The following is a 19,531-nucleotide window of genomic DNA, read 5'->3' as shown; positions in this document are numbered from 1 at the left end:
ATTCGCCGTTCATCGTAGACACAACCAATTGGGCAATTAGTAGAGGATCGAATTCTTCGTGAAAGCTACGCGCTCTCGATCTGCTGTATTGCCGTCCGGACTTGTCTCCTTGATTGAGCGATGAACCCATGAATTGGCGCAAAGGATTGCGGCATCCAGGTGTCGCGGCGACGCTCGGGGCCGCACTGTTGTTCGGCGCGGGTACGCCATTGGCAAAGTTGCTGCTGAATACCGTCAACCCGTGGTTGCTGGCGGGCCTGCTCTACCCAATCCGAACGCCAGATCCTGTTCGAGCATCTGGACCGCCTGCAATCCGACGACTTGCTCTTGCTCGACCGCGGCTACCCCGCCCGCTGGCTCGTGGCCGTGCTCAACCAACGAAACATGCTTAGCGTGCGCTTTTTCCCGTAATGTGCAGCTCCCTAAACACAGCGCCGCATATCGGTTAGAGGGCGCCATTGTGCCGGGTTGGAGGGCGCCATTGTGCCGCTGCGTGCGGCTGTGCAACCGTAAGTCTCACGCCGATACCACCGACGACAACAACGAAAGTCCTTCCATGCCCGAAGCCCCCAAGCTCCGCCTTGACGTGCCGCTAGTGCTGCCCGACGTCGACGATTCCGAGGATCGCTGCGTCGGCCGACTCACCGATGCCCTAGCTGGCCGACCCGGCATCGCCGACGTCCACGTGCGTGTGGGCCCCGACGGCACACCCCAGTTGTGCATCCACTACGACCCTGATGCCATCTCATTGAGCCGGGTGCGCGAACTGGTCGAAGCCACCGGGGCGGACCTCAGCGCCCGCTATTCGCACCTCATCATCGTCGGCGACGAGCCAGTGCATGCGCGTGCCGCACGTCGAGTCGCTGACCGGCTGCGCGCGGTACCGGGCGTGCTCGAAGCCGACGCGGCCGCGTCTGGGGTGGTGCGCATCGAGTACGACCGTCAGCGCGTCAGCGAGCAGGCCCTGCTGCAGCAGGTGGCCGCGTTGGGAATGTGGCGTTCTTCGCCGACGGCTGGAGTCGTGTCGAGCGATGCGCATGGCGACCATCCCGCCAGCGACCGTGGGGACCACGGCCACGAGCTCGGCAAGGAAGAGAACGCCGGCCATGATCATGCCCACGGCGGCCTGTTCGGCGAGAACACCGAGCTTGTCTTCGCTACGCTGGCGGGTGTGCTGCTGGGCGCCGGCTGGCTAATCGAGCAGTCGGCCGCCCGAGCTTCGTGGCTGCCGACGGCCTGTTACATAGCGGCCTACGGCTTCGGCGGTTTCTTCACAGGCCGCGAGGCGGTCCAGAACCTTCTCGCTCGCCGCTTCGAGATCGACACGCTGATGTTGGTCGCAGCCCTTGGCGCGGCGGCACTGGGCCAGTGGGCAGAGGGTGCGCTTTTGCTGTTCCTGTTCAGCCTTGGACACGCGCTGGAACACTACGCGATGGGCCGAGCGCGCAAGGCAATCGAGGCGCTTGCCAAGCTCGCGCCCGAGACGGCCACCGTGCGGCGCGGCAAGTCAACGGAAGAGGTCGGCGTGGGCCAGCTGCAGATGGGCGACGTGGTGATTGTGCGCCCGAACGAGCGGCTGCCGGCCGACGGCGTCGTCGTCCTCGGCACGTCCAGCGTCAACCAGGCGCCAGTCACCGGCGAGAGCGTACCGGTGGACAAGCGTCCATTGTCCGATGCGAAGTCCGCCCTCACGGCGTTCGACCGCGTCGGCGCCGAGCACCGCGTCTTCGCCGGCACAATCAACGGTTCCGGGGCGATGGAGGTCATGGTGGCTCGCCTTGCCGAGCAGTCAACGATGGCGCGCGTCGTCAAGATGGTCACCGAGGCCAGGCGCAGCGCTCGCCGACACAGCAGTTCACCGAGCGATTCGAACGCGTCTTCGTGCCACTGGTGCTGGCACTGGTGGGGGTTCTGCTGTTTGCCTGGGTGGTGATCGATGAGCCATTCGCCACGAGCTTCTACCGCGCGATGGCGGTGCTAGTGGCGGCCAGTCCCTGCGCTCTGGCGATCTCGGTGCCTAGCGCGGTGCTCAGCGGCGTGGCTCGTGCTGGGCGCAGCGGCGTGCTCGTCAAGGGTGGCGGGCCGCTGGAGAACTTGGGTACGCTGAGTTCGATCGCGTTCGATAAGACGGGCACACTGACCGAAGGCAAGCCCCGGCTGACCAGCGTCGTGCCTGCGCAGGGCGTGGCCGAGGAGGAGCTGCTCGCCGTGTCGCTGGCGGTCGAGAGCCATAGCGACCACCCGTTGGCTGCAGCCATTGTTGCGGGGGCTCGCGAGCGCCTGGGTGATCTGGTTATTCTGCCGGCGGTGAGCGGCGTAAAGAGCATCACCGGCCGTGGTGTACAGGCACAGGTCGACGGCGATCTCGTGCACATCGGCAAGCCGGTGCTGTTCTCGGAACTCGCCGATGCGGCCATGCCGGCCGATGTAGCGGCCTCGAACGAGCAGCTCGTGGCATCGGGCAGGACGACAATGGTCGTGCGCAAGGACCGGCGCTTCCTCGGCGTGCTGGCGGTCATGGACACGCCCCGCGCGGGGGTGCGTCAGGTGATGTCGGACCTGAGCGGGCTCGGCATCGAGCGGCTGATCATGATTTCAGGCGACAACCAGCGGGTGGCCGAGGCTGTCGCCACCGCCGTGGGGTTGACTGAAGCGAAGGGGGACCTGATGCCCGAGCAGAAGGTAGAGGCAATTAAGGCTTTGCGTCTGGCGCACGGCAAGGTGGCGATGGTGGGTGACGGCGTGAACGACGCGCCGGCGATGGCCAATGCGACGGTGGGTATCGCGATGGGTGCCGCCGGGTCGGATGTCGCCTTGGAAACCGCCGATATCGCGCTGATGGCCGACGACCTTGGCCAACTGCCGTTCGCGGTCAGCTTGTCGCGCAGCACCAGCCGCATCATCCGGCAGAACCTGTTCGTCAGTCTGGGAGTCGTAGCGATGCTGATTCCGGCAACGATTCTAGGTCTGAACATCGGCACCGCTGTGCTGTTTCATGAGGGATCGACCGTGGTCGTTGTAGCCAATGCGCTGCGGTTGTTGGCCTATCGGGCGGCCTTTCCTGCGGCGGGCCAGGCAACGCTTGAGGCTGCGCCTGCCGCTTGACGGCTCGAAAACGCCCAAGCTCCCGTGGCAGCGACGCGGGGCGGACGAGCTACCTTCCAATGGCGCGGGGGCTTCGTGTATCTGATGGCGGTGGTGGACTGGGCCAGCCGCAAGGTGCTGGCCAACCGGCTCGCGATCACGCTGGAGAGCTGTCATGCTATCGATGCCCTCGTGGCGGCCTTTGCGAAACACCCACACACCGGAGATCATCTTCACAGGCTAGGGAAGCCAGTTCAATGCCACAGAATTCACCTGGGCAGCATCCCAGCCGTCGATGGACGGCAAGGGCAGTTAGCGCGGCATGGCTTGGGAGCCGGGTAGTCTGCCGCGCATCCACGCCAATTGCGACACGCTGCGTCAGGGAGCCGTGCTAGCATTGCGCGCCGCGTGCGCGCCCGCAGTGACTGTGATGCTTCCGGCGCTTCCAACTCGGCCGGCTTTCGCCCGAATCGGCGGTAATGCAACCCCAGATTTTCCCTAGGGCGGGGTGCGTTGTGATGGCGTCCAGTGACCGCGCGCCCTCGCAAGACCATCCATCCGTCGCGCTCTTCCAGGAGTTCTATGCGTAGTTCATCAACCTCGCGAATTGCCGCGCTGTCCGTTGGTGCCACCACCAGTGCCGTCGTCCTGGTCAGCCTGCTGATCCTCCTGGTCTGGTTCGGTACCCTCGACATGCGCCACCTGCTGCGCTCCGATGAAGGCCGCTATGCCGAGATTGCCCGCGAGATGTTCGTCACCGGCGACTGGGTGACGATCCGCTACCACGAACTCAAGTACTTCGAGAAGCCGCCCTTCCACCTGTGGGTGACGACGCTGGCCTACACGCTGTTCGGCGTCGGCGACTGGCAGGCGCGCCTGTGCGTGGCGCTGTCGGGCATGCTCGGCCTGGGTGTGTCGATGCTGGCCGCAGCGCGCTGGTTCGGCACGCGCGCGGCGCTGCTGACCGCGCTGGTGCTGGTATCGGCCCCGATGTGGAATATCGCCGGCCACTTCAATTCGCTGGACATGACGCTTTCGGGCGCCATGGCATGCGTGCTGGCCTTCATGCTGCTGGCGCAGCATCCCGAGGCCACGCCCACCACGCGCCGCAACTGGATGCTGGCCTGCTGGGCCGCCATGGGTGTGGCGGTGCTGGTCAAGGGGCTGGCCGGGCTGGCGCTGCCTGGCCTGGTGCTGGTGGTCTACACGCTGGTGACACGCGACTTCGGGCTGTGGCGCCGCCTGCATCCGCTGGCCGGCATCGCGGTGATGCTGCTGGTGACGGTGCCCTGGTTCTGGCTGGTGTCCGAGCGCAATCCTGAATTCCTGCGCTTTTTCTTTATCCACGAGCACTGGCAGCGCTATACCTCCAACGTGCACCAGCGCCAAGGCGCGATCTGGTTCTTCGTGCCGCTGCTGCTGATGGGCTTCCTGCCATGGCTGGGCCTGGCACCGCAGATGCTGCAGGCGGTGCGCGAGCGCGCGGGCGTCGCGCGCGGCACTTCGACGCGGCCGTTCCAGCCGGCATTGCTGGCGGCGCTGTGGGCCGTGGCGATCTTTGTCTTCTTCAGCCTGTCGGGCTCCAAGCTGCCCGGCTATATCGTGCCGATCTTCCCCGCGCTGGCGCTGCTGGCCGGCGTGGCGCTCGACACCGTGACGGAACGCGCCTGGCGCTGGCAGGTCAATGCCATGATCGCGTTCGGCATAGTGGGCCTGCTGGCGTGCCCGTTCGTCGCCATGCTGGACAAGCCGAGCACGCCCAATGTGGTCTATCGCGAATTTGCGCTGTGGATCGGCATTGCCTTTGCCGTGATGCTGGCCGGCGCGCTGCTGGCGCGCCGCCTGCTGCGCACGCGCGGCGTGTTCCCCAGCGGGGTCGCCTATGCGCTGACGATGTTCATTTGCTGTACGGTGGCGCTGCGTGGCCATGAAGCGATGGGCCGGCCGAATTCGGGCGTGGACCTGGTGCCCGCGATCAACGCCGTGCTGACGCCGGACATGCCGCTGTACAGCGTGGGGCTGCTGGACCACACGCTGCCGTTCTACCTGCGCCGCACCACCATCCTGGTCGCGCATCCGGACGAGCTGGAATTCGGCGTCGGCCAGGAGCCGCAGAAGTGGATCCCGACCATGGACGGCTTTATCGCCCGTTGGCAGGACGGGCAGCGCGCGGTGGCGATCATGTTGCCCGAGACATACAACGCGCTGGCCGCCCGCGGCATGCCGATGCACAAGATCGCCGGCGACCGCCGGCGCGTGGCGGTGGCCAATTTCGCGCTGCCGGGCCAGGGCCCGCAGGCGCAAGCCCAGGGACAGTAACCTGCCAGGATCCGCCGGCCAAAACCCGCAATACGCAGCGCCATGACGCTTTCGACTTTCGCTTTCATTTTTTCCGGCGTGCTGCTCAACGCGGCCGCGCAACTGTTGCTCAAGGCCGGCGTCAACGCCGTCGGCGGGCTGGTCACGGCGCTGCGCGTGCTGACCCAATGGCCGGTGCTGGCCGGTGCTGGCCGGACTGACGCTGTATGTCGTCAGCGTGGGCGTGTGGATCGTGGGGCTGTCGCAAGTGGACGTGTCGATCGCCTATCCGATGCTGTCACTGGGCTACGTGGTCAATGCCTTGGCCGCATGGTGACTGTTCGGCTACAGCTCGCTTGGCTGGCGCGAAGGCATGCTGTCGCACGCCGAACACATCGGGCGCGGCATCGTCAAGCTGCCGCTGTGCCCGGCGATGCAAGCCACCGACATGGAGCGGGTCTGCGCAACCCTCAGCGAAACATGCAAACGTCTCTCCCAATGAGCCCGGTCGAAGTTTTTTCGGCCGTCATTCCGGTCTACAACGAAGAAGACGGGCTGCAAGCCCTGGTCGACCGTCTGTCAGCGTCGACCGCCCCGACGAGAACATCTGGTTCTGGCGCGTGGCCGACACGGCCGCCGAACCGGGCATCCCGTTTGTCTACGGCGAGGATCCGGCCGACCCTGCGATCGCACAGGCCGTTCGAGGCGTGCCCGGCTGTCATCTTCTCGTTCGGCTACCGCGCCATGGCCGCGTGCCGGTCAACGGGGGCTCTGCTGAACGGCGAGACCGAGATCGGCGCCACGCTGCACGCGATGGAAGTCAGGCCCGACGCCGGTAATATCGTCGACCAGACCGCGGTGCCGATCCTGCCCGACAATACCGTGGGCGAAGTCTTCGAGAAGATCACGGTGGCCGCGGACCAGACCCTGTGGCGCGTGCTGCCCGCAATGCTCGCCTGGCAGACGCCGAAGCATCCCCGACGCCTTAGCCCAACTCATTTACCGAACCATCCAACAAGGGAAATCGATGAAAAAGGTCCTGATTCTTGGCGTCAACGGCTTCATCGGCCACCACCTGACGCGCCGCATCCTGGAAACCACGCCGTGGGAGGTCTATGGCATGGACATGTCGTCGGACCGCCTCGGCGACCTCGTCGAACACCCCCGCATGCACTTCTTCGAGGGCGACATCACCATCAACAAGGAGTGGATCGAGTACAACATCCGGAAGTGCGACGTGGTGCTGCCGCTGGTGGCCATCGCCACCCCGGCCACCTACGTGCGCCAGCCGCTGCGCGTGTTCGAGTTGGACTTCGAGGCCAACCTGCCGATCGTGCGCGCCGCGGTCAAGTACGGCAAGCACCTGGTGTTCCCGTCGACCTCCGAGGTCTACGGCATGTGCAGCGACGACGAGTTCGATCCCGAGGCTTCGCCGCTGGTCTACGGCCCGATCAACAAGCCGCGTTGGATCTACGCCTGCTCCAAGCAGCTGATGGACCGCGTGATCCACGCCTACGGCATGGAGCAGGGCCTGAACTACACCCTGTTCCGCCCGTTCAACTGGATCGGCGCGGGGCTGGACTCGATCTTCGAGTCGAAGGAAGGGTCCTCGCGCGTGGTGACGCAGTTCCTCGGCCATATCGTGCGCGGCGAGCCGATCAAGCTGGTCGACGGCGGTGCGCAGAAGCGCGCCTTTGCCGATATCTTCGACGGCGTCAGCGCGCTGATGCGCATCATCGAGAATCCGGGCGGCGTGGCCAGCGGCAATATCTACAACATCGGCAACCCGGGCAATATCCACTCGGTGCGCGAGCTGGCCGAGATGATGCTGAAGATGGCGGCGGACTATCCGGAATACGCCGACGAGGCGCGCAAGACGCGGATCATCGAGACCTCCTCGGGCGACTTCTACGGCAAGGGGTACCAGGACGTGCAGCACCGCGTGCCGAAGATCGACAACACCATCGAAGAGCTGGGCTGGAAGCCCGAGATCACCATGGAGCAGGCGCTGCGCCGCATTTATGAGGCGTACCGCGGCAAGGTGGTCGAGGCCCGCAGGCTGGTCGACTCTGCCAATTGAGTACGCGGCACTGATGGCACACGCCCTGTCAACACGCTGCGCGGCACGCGCGAAGGCGTGCCGAAGCTGCTGTCGTGAAGTGTAGATCGAATGGTCGCCTCCCGCCTCGGCGAATCGCAGACCGTGGCCAGCCCAGTCTCCGCCAGACCGAGCTCCCATGTGCCACAGTTTTGATTCTGTCGTCGCAGCCTGCCAAGGAGGATCCACATGGAACCGACCACAGTAGCCATCGACCTGGCCAAGCGCACTTTCAGGTTCATTTTGTCGAGCAAGAGAGTACGCAGCAAGAGGTGGCGGCGGAAATTCGGACAGTCGGCTAAGTGGAAAAGCTGGGGCCTGAGCCGGCCATAGTGGCAGGCATAAAGGACCCAGAAGATGACGAAACGAAGCAGACAGACCCACTCGGCAACCTTCAAGGCCAAGGTGGCCATGGCTGCGCTCAAGGGCGACAAGACGCTGGCGGAGCTGGCCCGGCAGATCACAGAGTGGAAGCAGCAGTTGCCCGGCAAAGAAGGCTTCGATCCGCCGCGCGTTTGCCGGGCCCAGGCCAGGAACGGCCGCCCACCAGCGACGCCGGCGCGGAATCCGTACCGTCAAGTCCGCCAGCCGATGCGTCAGCACAAAGCCCATGAAAGCGATATTGTTCAGTTCCAGCGGGCTCCATATGGCCGCGCCGCTCCGCGAACTTTTCCACCGGCAGCGATTCGCAGGTCATGGCCGCCTGGCTGACGAACAGGTCCTTGGCGACCAGGATGCGGCAGTCGGCGGGAATCATGTCGCCGGCCGAGAGGGACACGATTTCGCCCGGCACCAGCGCGCGGAGCAGGACTTCGGTCTTGGCCGGTGGTTTGGAGTGCAACTGTACGTTGAAGAACTGCGCACTGGCCGCTGCAATCTGGGCAGCCAGATCCCGCCGCACCACCGTGGCGGTGGTGCTTACCATTGCCTTCAGCGCCTCGGCCGCTTGATTCGAGCGGCGTTCCTGGACAAAGCAGATCAGTGTCGACAGGACCACCATCGTGCCAATCACGATAGTCGCCTTGATGTCCTCGGTCACATAGGAGATCGCGGCCAGCACCGTCAGCAGCAGATTGAACGGGTTCCGATATGAGTGCCACAGGTGCAGCCAGGCCGGCAGTGGCTTCTCGTGGTCGACCTCGTTGGGGCCGAAGTGCTTGAGGCGCTCTTCCGCCTCGGCGCCGGTCAAGCCGTCCTCGTGGGAGTGCAGGCGCACCAGCACCGCGGCGACGTCGTCCCTAGCTGCCCGCTGCAGGTCGCGAGTGAGGTGCTCCGGCATGGCACGCGACGGCCCCGGCTCGCCCAGCGACTCAAACAGCGCCAGGCGGCGGAAATGGTGCGTGACCCGGCGCGTGCGCAAGAAGGCACCGTACAGGGTTTTCAGGAAGTCAAAGTTCATGACCGAATCTCCCGGATCGGTTTGCGCTGGCGCCGGCGTGTGCGCGCATACCACGGCGTGGCGGCCCATCCTGGCCTCGACCGAGGATGGGCTGTCCAACGCTTCAGGCCAAGCGGCGCTAGCGGATTGAATTTCGCGGGGCCGGCGTGCCGGCCTGTCGTGTCAAAAGGATCGGAGTGCGCAGGGGCGACTCTCAGAACGCCGCATGGAACCGGATGCCGTAGAACGTTGCCGGTCCCCGGTCCCGGTTGTAGCCGGGATTGCGGATGTACTGGAAGTTCGGACTGACGCTGAAGTACTTCAGCAACGCCAGGCTGTAATAGATCTCGAGCACCTGTTCCGGCCCGTAGCGCAGTGCGCCATCCCCGAGGAAGGCGCCGAGGCCGCCTGCCGCCAGGTAGTCGCGGTGCGGTGAGCGCATCATGTTGACTGCCATCGCCACGCCGAGTTCGTCGTTCGGACGACCCCAGGACGTGCCTTTCAGCGTGCCGCCACCGGCGACCTGCTTGCCGATTTCGGTAAAGGCATACGTTTCCGTCTTGTCGTCCGACATATTGGCCCGGAAAAACACACCCAGCGAATCGTTGACCTCCTGCAGCAACGTAATGCCCACGCCTACCTTGGCATGCTCGTCGGCCACGTCGGGCGTCACGTTGTTGGCCTGCCCGAATGCGATGGCATCGCTGAACTTGCCCATCTTCGCCTTGTTGCGCCAGAGTAGCAGGCGCGCGGCCCCGGGACGGCCGGCCAGGTTATAGCGCTTCTCCAACTCGATCATGTCGCCATAGTGCTCGAACATTCGCGTGTCCAGCTCCAACCCATTGGATTCCAGTGGCTGCAGGAACCGGCCGATCCGTCCCGACCAGCCGTCACCGACGTATTCGAGTGACACGCCCCAGTTGTAGCCGCGCGCATCGGCCGGATAGTCGAACGAGCCATGTGTGAGCGACGACCAGTTCATGAACTGCGTGCGCGGGTCGGAGCCATAGGGATTCAGGTCGAAGACGTCGAGCACGCTGAAGTTGCCGGCGGTTAGCACCACGCGCTGCTTGTCGACGGTTCGCGCGAACTGGTTGAAGTCGGCATCGAGCTTCTCGTCGCCGTCACCCAGGCCCCACGTCTGGCGGACAAAGACCCGGGCCCGGTAGAACGTAGGGTTGGAACCCGATGACTTTGCAAGCTCCCCGTTGGGCAGGCCGCCAAGGCCGTGCAGGCCAGAGAACAGCACACCCTGCGAGACTTCGGGATTGAAGTGGAACTCCGCCCCTTGCCACAGGCGCAGGCCCAGGTCGAGCGTGCTGGTAAACGAATAACTCTTGGCCCGGTCCGTGCCCAGGCTGTGCTCACCCGAATAGGCTGCGCCAAGCGACGGCTTGCGCTGCCAGATGTAGGTGGCCTGCCCATGGAAGGCAAATCGATCCTCCGTTGGATCCGCCGCCGCATTGCTGGCTGGGACGCCGGCCGCCGGCTGGCTCTCACCTGCCTCCTGCGCATGGGCGAGGCCAATGCCAAGCAGCGACAAGGTCAGCACCGCGAGCGTACGGTGCCACCAATGGGCGCCCTTCAAAAAGACCAGGGTCGAGAAGACAAGCTGAAAACAGTGAATGAACGACATGAGACCTCCCTCACGCGCTTCTGTGGCACGTGTAGGCGCTGAAGCGACTGCGCGCGAAAAGGCAATGCTGCGGACGAGCGTCGCCCGCGGCTGCCTTTCGGGGACAGGTCGCAAACAATAAGATCGGGAGGTGGCCATGCAGAGAACCTGCATGGTTACCACTACCCGCCGGTAACGGCTAGGCAGTGGCGAGATGTCGCCTTGACTGACTAGCCGTTCAGAGATCGGCGTGACGCCGACTAGAACAACAGTCCATGAGGAGAAGGAGAACCCTGAGTGATGACGGGGCGCAGCATACCAGAAGGATTCGCCGGCTCACAAACGAATTTTGCCATCCCGATGTGCCGAGCGTGGCTTTTCTGCGATAGCCCATTCCCGTGGGTCTGTTCCCATACTCGGGGGGCGGTCTTGCAGCGCTCTGCGACCGTGCTGCTTGGAAACCGCCGAGCTTTTTTCAGTCAGCCTTCCGTTCCGGCTTTGAGGCCTCTCCCGCCTGTGTTTCCTGCTTTTCCTTCATCTCCCGTTCCTTTCTCCGCTCGCGCTTGCGCCCCTCGTAGTGGGAAGCGGGCTTGATGGATTGCGCCGCGGAGGCCGCTGGGGTCGAGCCCGCAGGCGTTGCCTGGGCAGCCGTGGCAGCGAACGTCAACGCGGCCAGCCCCGCAACAACAATATTCCACGGCAAGTTGTCGTGCATGGCGTTTCCTGTTGAGCACGCGAGCCAGGTCGCCTGTCGCTTCAAGAGCCGCGCACCGTCATCCAGCACGCAACGCCGCACGCAAGGGCCTCCCACGGCATTCAGCTCACGTCTGCTTTGTGTTGCGTTTGCGCTGGTGCTGGATACCGCCACGGGCGTACACCATTGCCTTGTCACGCTCAGCGCCACGCGTACCGACGGAAAAGGCGTTGGACTGGCTTGGCGGGCCAGCATACGCCATGGCTTGGGAGTCCCAGCCGAAGGGGCGAGGGGGGGTGCCGTTTGCATAGACGGAGGTCGCGGCGATGGCCAGCATCATCGTCGTCAAGGCATGGCACGCCTTCATGGCAGGCTCCACCAAACAGTAGGAACGCGGCCTTGCCGCTCGATGTCGATACGGGCCCGATCTCGGGGCAAGGCAAAGTCGGCGATGCAATGTTGCCCGTTGCGCATCGGCATGACCGGAGATCAGCCAATGCAGTCGCGCCCGATGCGGCGCGTACCAACTACATTATCAGAATCCATTGGGCCCGTGCTTCCGGGTCGATCTTTCGCCAGCACGTCGATGATCGGACAAGTTGCACCGCCGTCTCGGGGTCATCGTACTTTTTGTGCAGAACCTGGCGGTCGGTGGCTGGAAAGCCTCGCGCAGCAAGGGTTACTCGTTGCTGACCAACTGTGATATATCACGAATCACAAGCCTTTGAATTACATAGCCTTTTCGATGCAAATCGCCAGAATTCGCACAAAAAGTACGATGACCCCTACTTCAGGAGGACACCGATGACAGAGAAATCCCCGGAACTGAAAGTCGTCAGTTGCAACAGCAGAGGCCGGCGGCGATACGATAAAGCTAGCAAGCGAGCATTGGTCGAGGCTTGCCTGCGCCCTGGCGTGTCCATCGTGCGTCAGGCACAAGAGAACGGCTTCAACGCCAACCTGCTGCCCAAGTGGATTGCGCAGTATCTGCTGGAGCGCGAGCGCGCGATTACCACGGCAGCGTCGATAGAAGCGGTCGCCCCCGAGCAAAACGCAGACTTGCCGGACATGCCGGAGGGGCCTGCCAGTGCCAACCTTTATTCCCTCGTTGAGACGTGCAAAGCCAACGGCATTGACCCGTATCGCTACCTGCTCTGGCTGTTCAAAGTTGCCTCTGGCCACCACGGCCGATGACTATGCCGCGCTGCTACCTTGGGCTATGCCTGACGCAGCTGTGAGTGACGTCGTTTATTGACTGCATACGCCTCAACCGCAAGATCGTTCAGTATGCCGCAGTTCTTGGCCACCTGTGCCGTATTGCAAAGTTTGCGCAGCCCCTTCAGTTGCTTATTCAACACCTCCAGACCGGCAATACGGGCGGCGACATGGCTGATATGCGCATCAAGTAGGGCGATAACCTCACCGCAGTTTTCGTCGGGTGTATCTCGGAACTGCAGCAAGGTGCGAATATCCTCCAGCGTCATGTCGAGCAAGCGGCAATGACGAATTAGGGACAAACGCTCGACATGTGCGTCGCCATACATACGATAGTTAGCTTCAGTGCGAGCTGGCGCTGGCAGCAGGCCTTCTCGTTCGTAATACCGGATCGTCGGTATTTGGCAGTGAGCCAACTTGGCGAGCTCACCAATCCTAAGGGTCTTCTTGTCCACATCGCCTCCTCATCCAAAACCTTATAACAGCTTCACGGTTTTCCGAGTTGTCGTCAAGCTGTGATGGAAGCTCTTGACCCTAAAGTGGGTGCATGGTTTTTAATATTATTTCGATCGGAGCCCCTCCAGGAGGGAATCATGAGCACCTGCGCATCAGCGCCAACGTCATGCGGATGCAGCGCCCCTGCCGAGGGCGAAAACAATGTCCGCGCAGGGAGCTCTACTCAAACGATGTTTCGCATCAGCAACATGGACTGCCCCTCGGAAGAGGCGCTGATTCGCACCAGTCTGCAGACGCTACAAGGCGTGACGGACCTTGATTTCGATCTGCCGCATCGCACACTTCGGGTGACCCATACGCTTGCGTCGACGGCACCGTTGCTATCGACCTTGTCAGGCATCGGCATGCAGGCGCAGGAATGGGACGGCCATGAAAGCGATGCGCGTACCACCTTATATATACCGAATATGGACTGTCCGACGGAAGAAGGTCTGATCCGTAGACGGCTGCAGGACATCGCGGGTATTGGAGCGTTGCAGTTCGATCTCGCAAAGCGGACTCTGACGCTTACAACACACGAACCCGAAGCGTTAAGGGCGGCGAACGCGGCACTCGATGAGATCGGGTTCGCGCCACAGCCGAATCCCGCTGTGGCGGACGAGGGTACACGCCGCACTAAAACGACTGCCGAGAAAGTTTGCTCGCCCGGGGCATCGTCCTCCCCCTCCTGTGACTGCGATAGCGCGATGCCGATTCTGACACCTGCAGCGCCAGCTGCAACCGGCAAGCAAGCAGTATTCCACATCGAGAACATGGACTGCCCAACCGAAGAGGCGTTGATCCGCAACAGCCTGCATAAGATCGACGGGGTCAAGTCACTCGACTTCAACCTGCTACAACGCAAGCTCAAAGTCACCCACTCGCTGCCGTCGAGTGCGCCGCTGTTGACGGCATTGTCGGGTGTCGGCATGAAAGCGCGGGAACTGGGCGGCAGTCGTACCACGCTGAGCATTTCCAAGATGGATTGCCCGACAGAGGAAACGCTGATCCGCAAGAAACTGCAGGGCATGGCCGGTATCGAGGATATGCAGTTCAACCTGGTGCAGCGCACGCTAACGCTCACGCATGCGCCTGAGGCGCTGGCGGCGGCGAGGCAGGCGCTGAAGGAGATAGGTCTGGAGCCGGACGCGGCGGATATGCTGGAGGCCGGCCAGGACGGGGCGCAGGCCAAGCCGATGTCAACCATTTCCTGGTTGCCGATGGCGTTTTCCGGCATCGCGGCCGCGGCGGCCGAAGTGGTTCACTGGGCCAGCGGCGGCAACACCTGGATCGTGATCGCACTGGCGCTGACGGCAATCTTCACCGGCGGACTGCATACATACAAGAAAGGCTGGATTGCCCTCAGGAACCGCAATCTCAACATGAACGCGCTGATGTCGATCGCGGTTACCGGCGCGATGGTCATCGGCCAGTGGCCGGAAGCGGCAATGGTGATGTTCCTGTTTGCGCTGGCCGAATTCATCGAGCAGAAATCGCTGGACCGCGCGCGCAACGCAATTCGCGGGCTGATGGACATGGCGCCAGAAACCGCTACGGTGCGCCAGGCTGATGGCTCCTGGGAAGAAATGGAGGCGAAGACGGTTCCCCTCGGGGCGGTGATCCGAGTCCGTCCGGGCGAACGCATCGCGCTGGACGGCAAGCTGGTCAGCGGGCAGTCGACGATCAACCAGGCGCCGATTACCGGCGAAAGCGTGCCGATCGAGAAAGGCATCGGCGATCCGGTATTCGCCGGCACCATTAATGTAGCGGGTTCCTTTGAATTCGAAGTCACTGCACGTTCCGACAGCACAACGCTGGCGCGCATCATCCACGCGGTCGAGGAAGCTCAGGGCAGTCGCGCGCCGACGCAACGCTTTGTCGATCAGTTCGCTAAGGTTTATACTCCGGCAGTTTTCGTGGTTGCCCTGCTGGTCGCCGTGGTGCCGCCGCTGGCGTTCGGACAGCCGTGGTATGACTGGATCTACAAAGCGCTAGTGCTGCTGGTCGTCGCCTGCCCGTGCGCACTGGTGATTTCGACGCCGGTGACAATTGTCAGCGGCCTCGCCGCGGCCGCGCGCAAGGGTATCCTGGTCAAGGGCGGCGTGTACCTGGAGCAGGGACGCAAGCTTACCTGGCTGGCCCTCGATAAAACCGGCACGCTCACGCTGGGCAAACCGAGCGTGACCGACTACCGGCCGCTGGCAGATCATCCCGAGACGATCCTCGCACTGGCCACCAGTCTGGCAGGACGTTCCGACCACCCGGTCTCGCACGCAATAGCGGTGTATGGCGATGCACAGGCGGCAAGGCATCGCGAGGTGGATAGCTTCCGTGCGCTGCTCGGCCGCGGCGTCGAGGGGACGGTCGATGCTCAGCCTTACTGGCTCGGCAACCATCGGCTTGCATCCGAGCGCGGTCAGGTGACGCCGGAACTTGCAGTCCAGTTGGAAACCCTGGAGCGCCAGGGCCGCACTGTGGTCATGCTGGGTGCGGGCGAGCGCGTTCTTGCAATCTTTGGCGTGGCTGACACTGTGCGCGACACCAGCCGGCAGGCGATCGCGGAATTGCACGCGTTGAATGTTAAGACGGTAATGTTGACCGGCGATAATGAACATACCGCGCAAGCCATCGCGGACGAAGTCGGGATTGACGACGCGCGCGGCAACCAACTCCCCGAAGACAAGTTGCGGGCAGTGGAATCGTTTGCCGCGCAAGGCGCGGCTATCGGCATGGTCGGCGACGGCATCAACGATGCGCCGGCGCTGGCGAAGGCCGACATCGGCTTTGCAATGGGCGCCGCAGGCACGGATACCGCGATCGAAACCGCCGACGTGGCGTTGATGGACGACGACTTGCGCAAGGTACCGGCGTTCGTGCGGCTGTCGCGCGGCACGGCCGCCATCCTCACACAGAATATCGTGCTGGCCTTGGCGATCAAGGCGGTGTTCCTGGTGCTGACGTTTACCGGCCAAGCGACAATGTGGATGGCCGTATTCGCCGACATGGGTGCCAGTCTGTTGGTGGTGTTCAACGGTTTGCGCCTATTGCGGAAATGACCCTAAAACAGCTCTTTTACGATTGGGGCGGCGTCAACGTGTCGCTGTTTCACGCAATCAATGACTCCAGCGGCGAGTTCCTGATTCGCCTTGCGCATGCCGGCAATCTTGCCGGCGACTACTGGGGCATGCCGGCGCTATTCTGCGTGCTCGTGCTGTTGGCACGCAACAGCACGCATCGCAATGATTTGCTCGCCGCGGCCCGGTTGCGTTTGCAAGTCCGACGCCTGATCGCAGGCTTCTTGTTCACGTGGTTGGGGGTAGCGCTGCTGAAAGTCTGGCTCGATTTTCCGCGGCCTCTAACGGTACTGGGCGCTAACGTGCATGTGTTCGGCACCCCGCACGATCTTTACAGCCTGCCGAGCGGGCATACGGCCTATGCCGCTTTGGTCGCGGTGGTGTCCTGGATGCTTGTGACCCCCGTGTTTCGTCCGTTGCTTCTGATTTTCGTGACATGGGTAGGGTGGTCGCGGGTCGTGGCGGGTGCGCATTTTCCCGCCGACGTGGTAGCGGGTGCCCTGCTTGGCTCCGTGGCGGGGATGTCAGCACACCGCTTGGTACAGGCCCTGCCAGGGGAGGGCAATCCGGCTCCGATGCGACGCGCATTTGATCACGTGCTGGCGCAAGCCAGGCGAGCACATGTCGCCGGCCAACGGGCGCGGGCGTTCGCACTGCTGCAGGATGCGCACGTGCTCGGGCAGTGTTTGTTGTGGCCGCATTTACTCAGCCATCTTTGGATGTTGCGCCTGGCCTTCGCGCACCGTGACGGGGAAGAAATGCGCGGACAGCTTTTGCGGATTGCTTTGGTCCCGATTGGCAATGTCATGGGGCGACTGCCCTTGGGTAACACTGGGGATGCGCAAGTGAGTGCATTCCGGCCAATGCCGATACCCGCCCGTCTCAAGGAGAGTCTGGAGGAACACTATGGTGGGTAGACTGATGCACTCCGGCGCACCCTGTCAGGTTCGCCCACATGCGCAGCGCTGGTGGAAAATCGCGCTCGCGGTACTGCTTTCGGATATCAGCAGCAAGGCTGCCGTAACGGCGCTGATGCCGTATGGACAGTCAATTCCGCTGACTGGTTTTTTTAACTTGGTGCATACCTGGAATACCGGCGCCGGGTTCAGTTTCTTAGCCAATGCCGGGGGATGGCAACGGTATCTTTTTGTACTGTTTGCGCTCGGCGTTTCCATTTGGCTGGTCCTCGAACTGCGCAAGCCGCTGCCGGCCTTGCAAGCATTGGCCTATAGCTTGATACTCGGAGGTGCGCTCGGGAACGCCGTCGACCGCGTCATGCGCGGCCATGTCGTCGATTACCTTGATTTCCACCTTGGCGGCTGGCATTGGCCGGCATTTAACGCGGCGGATGTCGGTATCGTCTGCGGCGCCGTGTTGCTGGTGTATGTCACCCTGCGTCAAACGGAAAAGCCGAATGAATAGTCTAGATCTTCGCCGTCGTGTTCGTATGCTCCCGCGACATGCAATGCTGTGTATAGCTAGCCTTGTTTTGTTCGCGCTGCCTGCACTGGCACAGACTACCAGCCTGCTGGAAAAATTAACCGGAAAGACAGCCGAACCCGTGTCGCCGGACCAAGCTTTCTCGGTCACGGCCCGCCGAGTGAATGCATCGCGTATCGCACTCGATTTCTCGGTGCGTCCGGGCTATTACCTGTACAAGGAACGCCTGTTTGTCGCGTTAAAAGGCACGCCGGGCGTGCGCATCGCCCGCGTCGACTATCCGCCGACGGTAACCAAGCAGGATCAGACGTTTGGGCGGTCGGAAGTCTATACCAAGCCGTTCGTGCTCACCTTGCAACTGGAAGGGGCATCGCACGAGCCCGTGACCGTCGTCGCAAGGTACCAGGGGTGCTACGAAGCAATGGGCGTGTGCTATCCGCCGGAAACTAAGACTGTTGGGGTAACTGCTGCTGGCGCTGTCACTGATTCTCGCATTTCGGGGCATTCTAAGCCACCACCTAGTGGGCGCACCGCGTCTCCTTGATGACCTGTAGCTCCTGATGCAGAAGCATCCCATGGGTAAGGCAGCAGCGCACCTCGCAGACCGCGAAGGCACAGCGTTGGCAGCATACCGCTGAGGCGGTCGGCTTACCACCTTCGCGACTGGTCGGTAGTGGAAGCGGCTGGTTCAAACGATCAGAGACTACGGTAGCCAAGTAGTGATTCTCTGTGTCGATAGCAAGACACTTCTCCTTGTGGGAAGTCCACCTCTGATTGCCACGGCGCTCCAATAGAGATTCCGATTGATGAAAACGTCGACCCCAATGTGCAGAACGCTGACCGCTGCCGCAATGGCCGCCGCGCTGTGCGCAGCAGCACCGGCGCAAGCGCAGCCGCGCATCGCCGCAGTCAATCCCGAGCGTATCCTGCGCGACTCGCGGCCCGCCGAGCAGGCCCAGAACAAGCTCGCACAGGAGTTTTCCAAGCGCGACCGTGAACTGCAGGACATGGCCCAGAAGATCAGGACCCTTGTCGAGCAGCTCGACAAGGACACACCCATGCTCGCCGACCCCGACCGTCAGCGCCGCCAGCGAGAGGTCGCCGACCTGGACCGCGAACTCCAGCGTATGCAGCGAGATTTCCGCGAGGAATTGCAGCGGCGCCGCAACGAGGAACTGGCCCAGGTGCTGGAGCGCACCAACCGCGTGATCCGTCAGTTGGCCGAGGAGCGCAGATATGACCTGGTCATACAGGATGCCGTCTATGTGAATCCGCGCATCGACATCACCAACGACGTAATGAGGGCGCTGGACACTAGCAGCAAGTAGGGGAAGCGGCCAAGCGATCACTGTGCCCACAGCGCGGCTCGTACGAAGCCAGATTTTGTGCATCCCTCAGACTATGCGAAAACAGTGGGGCCGCCGAGTTTAATGAAAGCGGCCCCGCAGCGACTGCCGCCAGACTAGAAGCGTTACCGGGTAACCATGGCGAAGGAGTGCAGGATGGCGCAGACGGCAGCCCAGCGGCAGGCGGCCTATCGGGCAAGGCGCCCGACAGCGGGCAAGGACGGCAACGGAGAACGTCGGCTGAAGTAGCGAAGGGGATCTCGCGCTCGCGCGCCTGGCACGCCGCTACGCGGTAACCAAGCGCTGGAGCGGGCTGACAGTTCGAGCCGAGACGCAATCGTGCGCCGGCTCGATCCGGATTCGGAGCAATGATTTCAAGGCGAGCCGGTAATGCTCGCTCCAAGGTGCCGAGCGGTTTCAAGGTCCGAAGCACGTTCGGCCTAACTCAAGGAGAACCGTCATGAAATGCCCAGTCTGTATAGAACCCACCCTTGTCATGACCGAACGACAAGGGATCGAAATCGACTATTGCCCTCAATGCCGGGGAGTTTGGCTTGACCGGGGAGAACTCGACAAAATCATCGAGCGCAGTCAGCGCGACCCCGCTTATGCACCGCCCCAACATGGATCCGCATCCGCGCCATCTCAGCAGCCGCGACGGCATGGATGCGATGACGAACATTCCTGGGGCCACAGCAGCAATTCCCCTAGGCGAGGCCATGCGGTTATACACAACTGTCCCCATCGTCGACGGATCGTAACCCTCGCAAAGTCTTCGCAGCGACATGAACTTC

12 protein-coding genes and 9 pseudogenes are annotated in these 19,531 nt (G+C 62.8%); 15 read left to right on the top strand and 6 right to left on the bottom strand.

Features of this window, described 5'->3' with window-relative positions:
• Nucleotides 1–556: 556 nt before the first annotated feature.
• The 7 genes and pseudogenes from AC3WQZ_RS24430 to AC3WQZ_RS24400 all read left to right on the top strand — a co-directional run.
• A pseudogene (locus AC3WQZ_RS24430) lies at nucleotides 557–3,105 on the top strand (heavy metal translocating P-type ATPase).
• Nucleotides 3,106–3,666: 561 nt separating this feature from the next.
• The gene (locus tag AC3WQZ_RS24425; RefSeq protein WP_454749091.1) at nucleotides 3,667–5,403 is read left to right on the top strand and encodes a glycosyltransferase family 39 protein; all 1,737 of its coding nucleotides are present in this window, start codon (nucleotides 3,667–3,669) and stop codon (nucleotides 5,401–5,403) included.
• 42 nt (nucleotides 5,404–5,445) lie between these two features.
• A pseudogene (locus tag AC3WQZ_RS24420) lies at nucleotides 5,446–5,716 on the top strand (4-amino-4-deoxy-L-arabinose transferase); the annotation flags it as partial.
• A gap of 12 nt (nucleotides 5,717–5,728) precedes the next feature.
• Nucleotides 5,729–5,884, top strand: a pseudogene (locus AC3WQZ_RS24415) (DegT/DnrJ/EryC1/StrS aminotransferase family protein); the annotation flags it as partial.
• 85 nt (nucleotides 5,885–5,969) lie between these two features.
• Nucleotides 5,970–6,372 (top strand): annotated as a pseudogene (locus tag AC3WQZ_RS24410) (formyltransferase family protein); the annotation flags it as partial.
• A 37-nt stretch (nucleotides 6,373–6,409) separates the two neighbouring features.
• Nucleotides 6,410–7,462: a bifunctional UDP-4-keto-pentose/UDP-xylose synthase gene (locus AC3WQZ_RS24405; protein ID WP_492301413.1), complete on the top strand. Its 1,053-nt coding sequence runs from the start codon at nucleotides 6,410–6,412 to the stop codon at nucleotides 7,460–7,462.
• A gap of 375 nt (nucleotides 7,463–7,837) precedes the next feature.
• Nucleotides 7,838–7,963 (top strand): annotated as a pseudogene (locus AC3WQZ_RS24400) (transposase); the annotation flags it as partial.
• 3 nt (nucleotides 7,964–7,966) lie between these two features.
• Here the strand turns inward: AC3WQZ_RS24400 and AC3WQZ_RS24395 are convergent.
• The 5 genes and pseudogenes from AC3WQZ_RS24395 to AC3WQZ_RS24375 form a co-directional block, all read right to left on the bottom strand.
• Nucleotides 7,967–8,074 (bottom strand): annotated as a pseudogene (locus AC3WQZ_RS24395) (phage integrase family protein); the annotation flags it as partial.
• Nucleotides 8,075–8,165: 91 nt separating this feature from the next.
• Nucleotides 8,166–8,759: pseudogene (locus AC3WQZ_RS24390) on the bottom strand (cation-transporting P-type ATPase); the annotation flags it as partial.
• Between the two features lie 313 nt (nucleotides 8,760–9,072).
• Nucleotides 9,073–10,632 (bottom strand): carbohydrate porin, encoded by a 1,560-nt coding sequence (locus tag AC3WQZ_RS24385; protein WP_454749763.1) that lies wholly within the window; start codon nucleotides 10,630–10,632, stop codon nucleotides 9,073–9,075.
• 316 nt (nucleotides 10,633–10,948) lie between these two features.
• A complete protein-coding gene (locus AC3WQZ_RS24380) occupies nucleotides 10,949–11,188 on the bottom strand; it encodes a hypothetical protein (RefSeq protein ID WP_454749764.1) in 240 nt (79 codons plus the stop codon).
• Nucleotides 11,189–11,294: 106 nt separating this feature from the next.
• A complete protein-coding gene (locus AC3WQZ_RS24375; RefSeq protein ID WP_454749765.1) occupies nucleotides 11,295–11,534 on the bottom strand; it encodes a hypothetical protein in 240 nt (79 codons plus the stop codon).
• 437 nt (nucleotides 11,535–11,971) lie between these two features.
• Between AC3WQZ_RS24375 and AC3WQZ_RS24370 the strand changes: the two are divergent.
• A pseudogene (locus tag AC3WQZ_RS24370) lies at nucleotides 11,972–12,160 on the top strand (transposase); the annotation flags it as partial.
• Nucleotides 12,161–12,250: 90 nt separating this feature from the next.
• A pseudogene (locus AC3WQZ_RS24365) lies at nucleotides 12,251–12,422 on the top strand (transposase domain-containing protein); the annotation flags it as partial.
• On the opposite strand, the gene cadR reads toward AC3WQZ_RS24365, so the two are convergent.
• Nucleotides 12,385–12,837 carry a Cd(II)/Pb(II)-responsive transcriptional regulator gene (cadR, locus tag AC3WQZ_RS24360; protein ID WP_454749766.1) on the bottom strand — a complete coding sequence of 151 codons (453 nt, stop codon included), beginning with the start codon at nucleotides 12,835–12,837 and terminating at the stop codon, nucleotides 12,385–12,387. The pseudogene AC3WQZ_RS24365 and the gene cadR sit on opposite strands and share 38 nt — an antisense overlap.
• A 138-nt stretch (nucleotides 12,838–12,975) precedes the next feature.
• On the opposite strand from cadR, the gene AC3WQZ_RS24355 reads away from it, so the two are divergent.
• The 6 genes from AC3WQZ_RS24355 to AC3WQZ_RS24330 form a co-directional block, all read left to right on the top strand.
• On the top strand, nucleotides 12,976–15,933 hold the full coding sequence (locus AC3WQZ_RS24355; RefSeq protein ID WP_454749767.1) for a heavy metal translocating P-type ATPase: 2,958 nt from the start codon (nucleotides 12,976–12,978) through the stop codon (nucleotides 15,931–15,933).
• On the top strand, nucleotides 15,930–16,868 hold the full coding sequence (locus AC3WQZ_RS24350; RefSeq protein WP_454749768.1) for a DUF3703 domain-containing protein: 939 nt from the start codon (nucleotides 15,930–15,932) through the stop codon (nucleotides 16,866–16,868). Before AC3WQZ_RS24355 ends, AC3WQZ_RS24350 begins: the two co-directional genes overlap by 4 nt.
• Nucleotides 16,858–17,373, top strand: a complete 516-nt coding sequence (gene lspA, locus AC3WQZ_RS24345) for a signal peptidase II (protein WP_492301410.1) — start codon at nucleotides 16,858–16,860, stop codon at nucleotides 17,371–17,373. The genes AC3WQZ_RS24350 and lspA overlap by 11 nt, the downstream gene beginning before the upstream one ends.
• Complete coding sequence (locus AC3WQZ_RS24340) at nucleotides 17,366–17,935, top strand: protein-disulfide reductase DsbD N-terminal domain-containing protein (protein ID WP_454749770.1); 570 nt, start codon at nucleotides 17,366–17,368, stop codon at nucleotides 17,933–17,935. The genes lspA and AC3WQZ_RS24340 overlap by 8 nt, the downstream gene beginning before the upstream one ends.
• 262 nt (nucleotides 17,936–18,197) lie before the next feature.
• Nucleotides 18,198–18,719: an OmpH/Skp family outer membrane protein gene (locus AC3WQZ_RS24335; protein ID WP_454749771.1), complete on the top strand. Its 522-nt coding sequence runs from the start codon at nucleotides 18,198–18,200 to the stop codon at nucleotides 18,717–18,719.
• A 478-nt stretch (nucleotides 18,720–19,197) separates the two neighbouring features.
• A partial coding sequence (locus AC3WQZ_RS24330; RefSeq protein WP_492301407.1) for a TFIIB-type zinc ribbon-containing protein occupies nucleotides 19,198–19,531 on the top strand: 334 nt, incomplete at its 3' end.

This window comes from Cupriavidus sp. FW305-26, assembly GCF_058787975.1.
This window is presented reverse-complemented; position numbering and strand designations above follow the sequence as displayed.

Coding starts and splice junctions, on each gene's coding strand:
- AC3WQZ_RS24405 (WP_492301413.1), top strand. CDS start 6,410: ATGAAAAAGGTCCTGATTCTTGGCGTCAACGGCTTCATCGGCCACCAC.
- AC3WQZ_RS24385 (WP_454749763.1), bottom strand. CDS start 10,632: ATGGCCACCTCCCGATCTTATTGTTTGCGACCTGTCCCCGAAAGGCAG.
- AC3WQZ_RS24380 (WP_454749764.1), bottom strand. CDS start 11,188: ATGCACGACAACTTGCCGTGGAATATTGTTGTTGCGGGGCTGGCCGCG.
- AC3WQZ_RS24335 (WP_454749771.1), top strand. CDS start 18,198: ATGAAAACGTCGACCCCAATGTGCAGAACGCTGACCGCTGCCGCAATG.
- AC3WQZ_RS24350 (WP_454749768.1), top strand. CDS start 15,930: ATGACCCTAAAACAGCTCTTTTACGATTGGGGCGGCGTCAACGTGTCG.
- AC3WQZ_RS24340 (WP_454749770.1), top strand. CDS start 17,366: ATGAATAGTCTAGATCTTCGCCGTCGTGTTCGTATGCTCCCGCGACAT.
- AC3WQZ_RS24355 (WP_454749767.1), top strand. CDS start 12,976: ATGAGCACCTGCGCATCAGCGCCAACGTCATGCGGATGCAGCGCCCCT.
- lspA (WP_492301410.1), top strand. CDS start 16,858: ATGGTGGGTAGACTGATGCACTCCGGCGCACCCTGTCAGGTTCGCCCA.
- AC3WQZ_RS24425 (WP_454749091.1), top strand. CDS start 3,667: ATGCGTAGTTCATCAACCTCGCGAATTGCCGCGCTGTCCGTTGGTGCC.
- AC3WQZ_RS24375 (WP_454749765.1), bottom strand. CDS start 11,534: ATGAAGGCGTGCCATGCCTTGACGACGATGATGCTGGCCATCGCCGCG.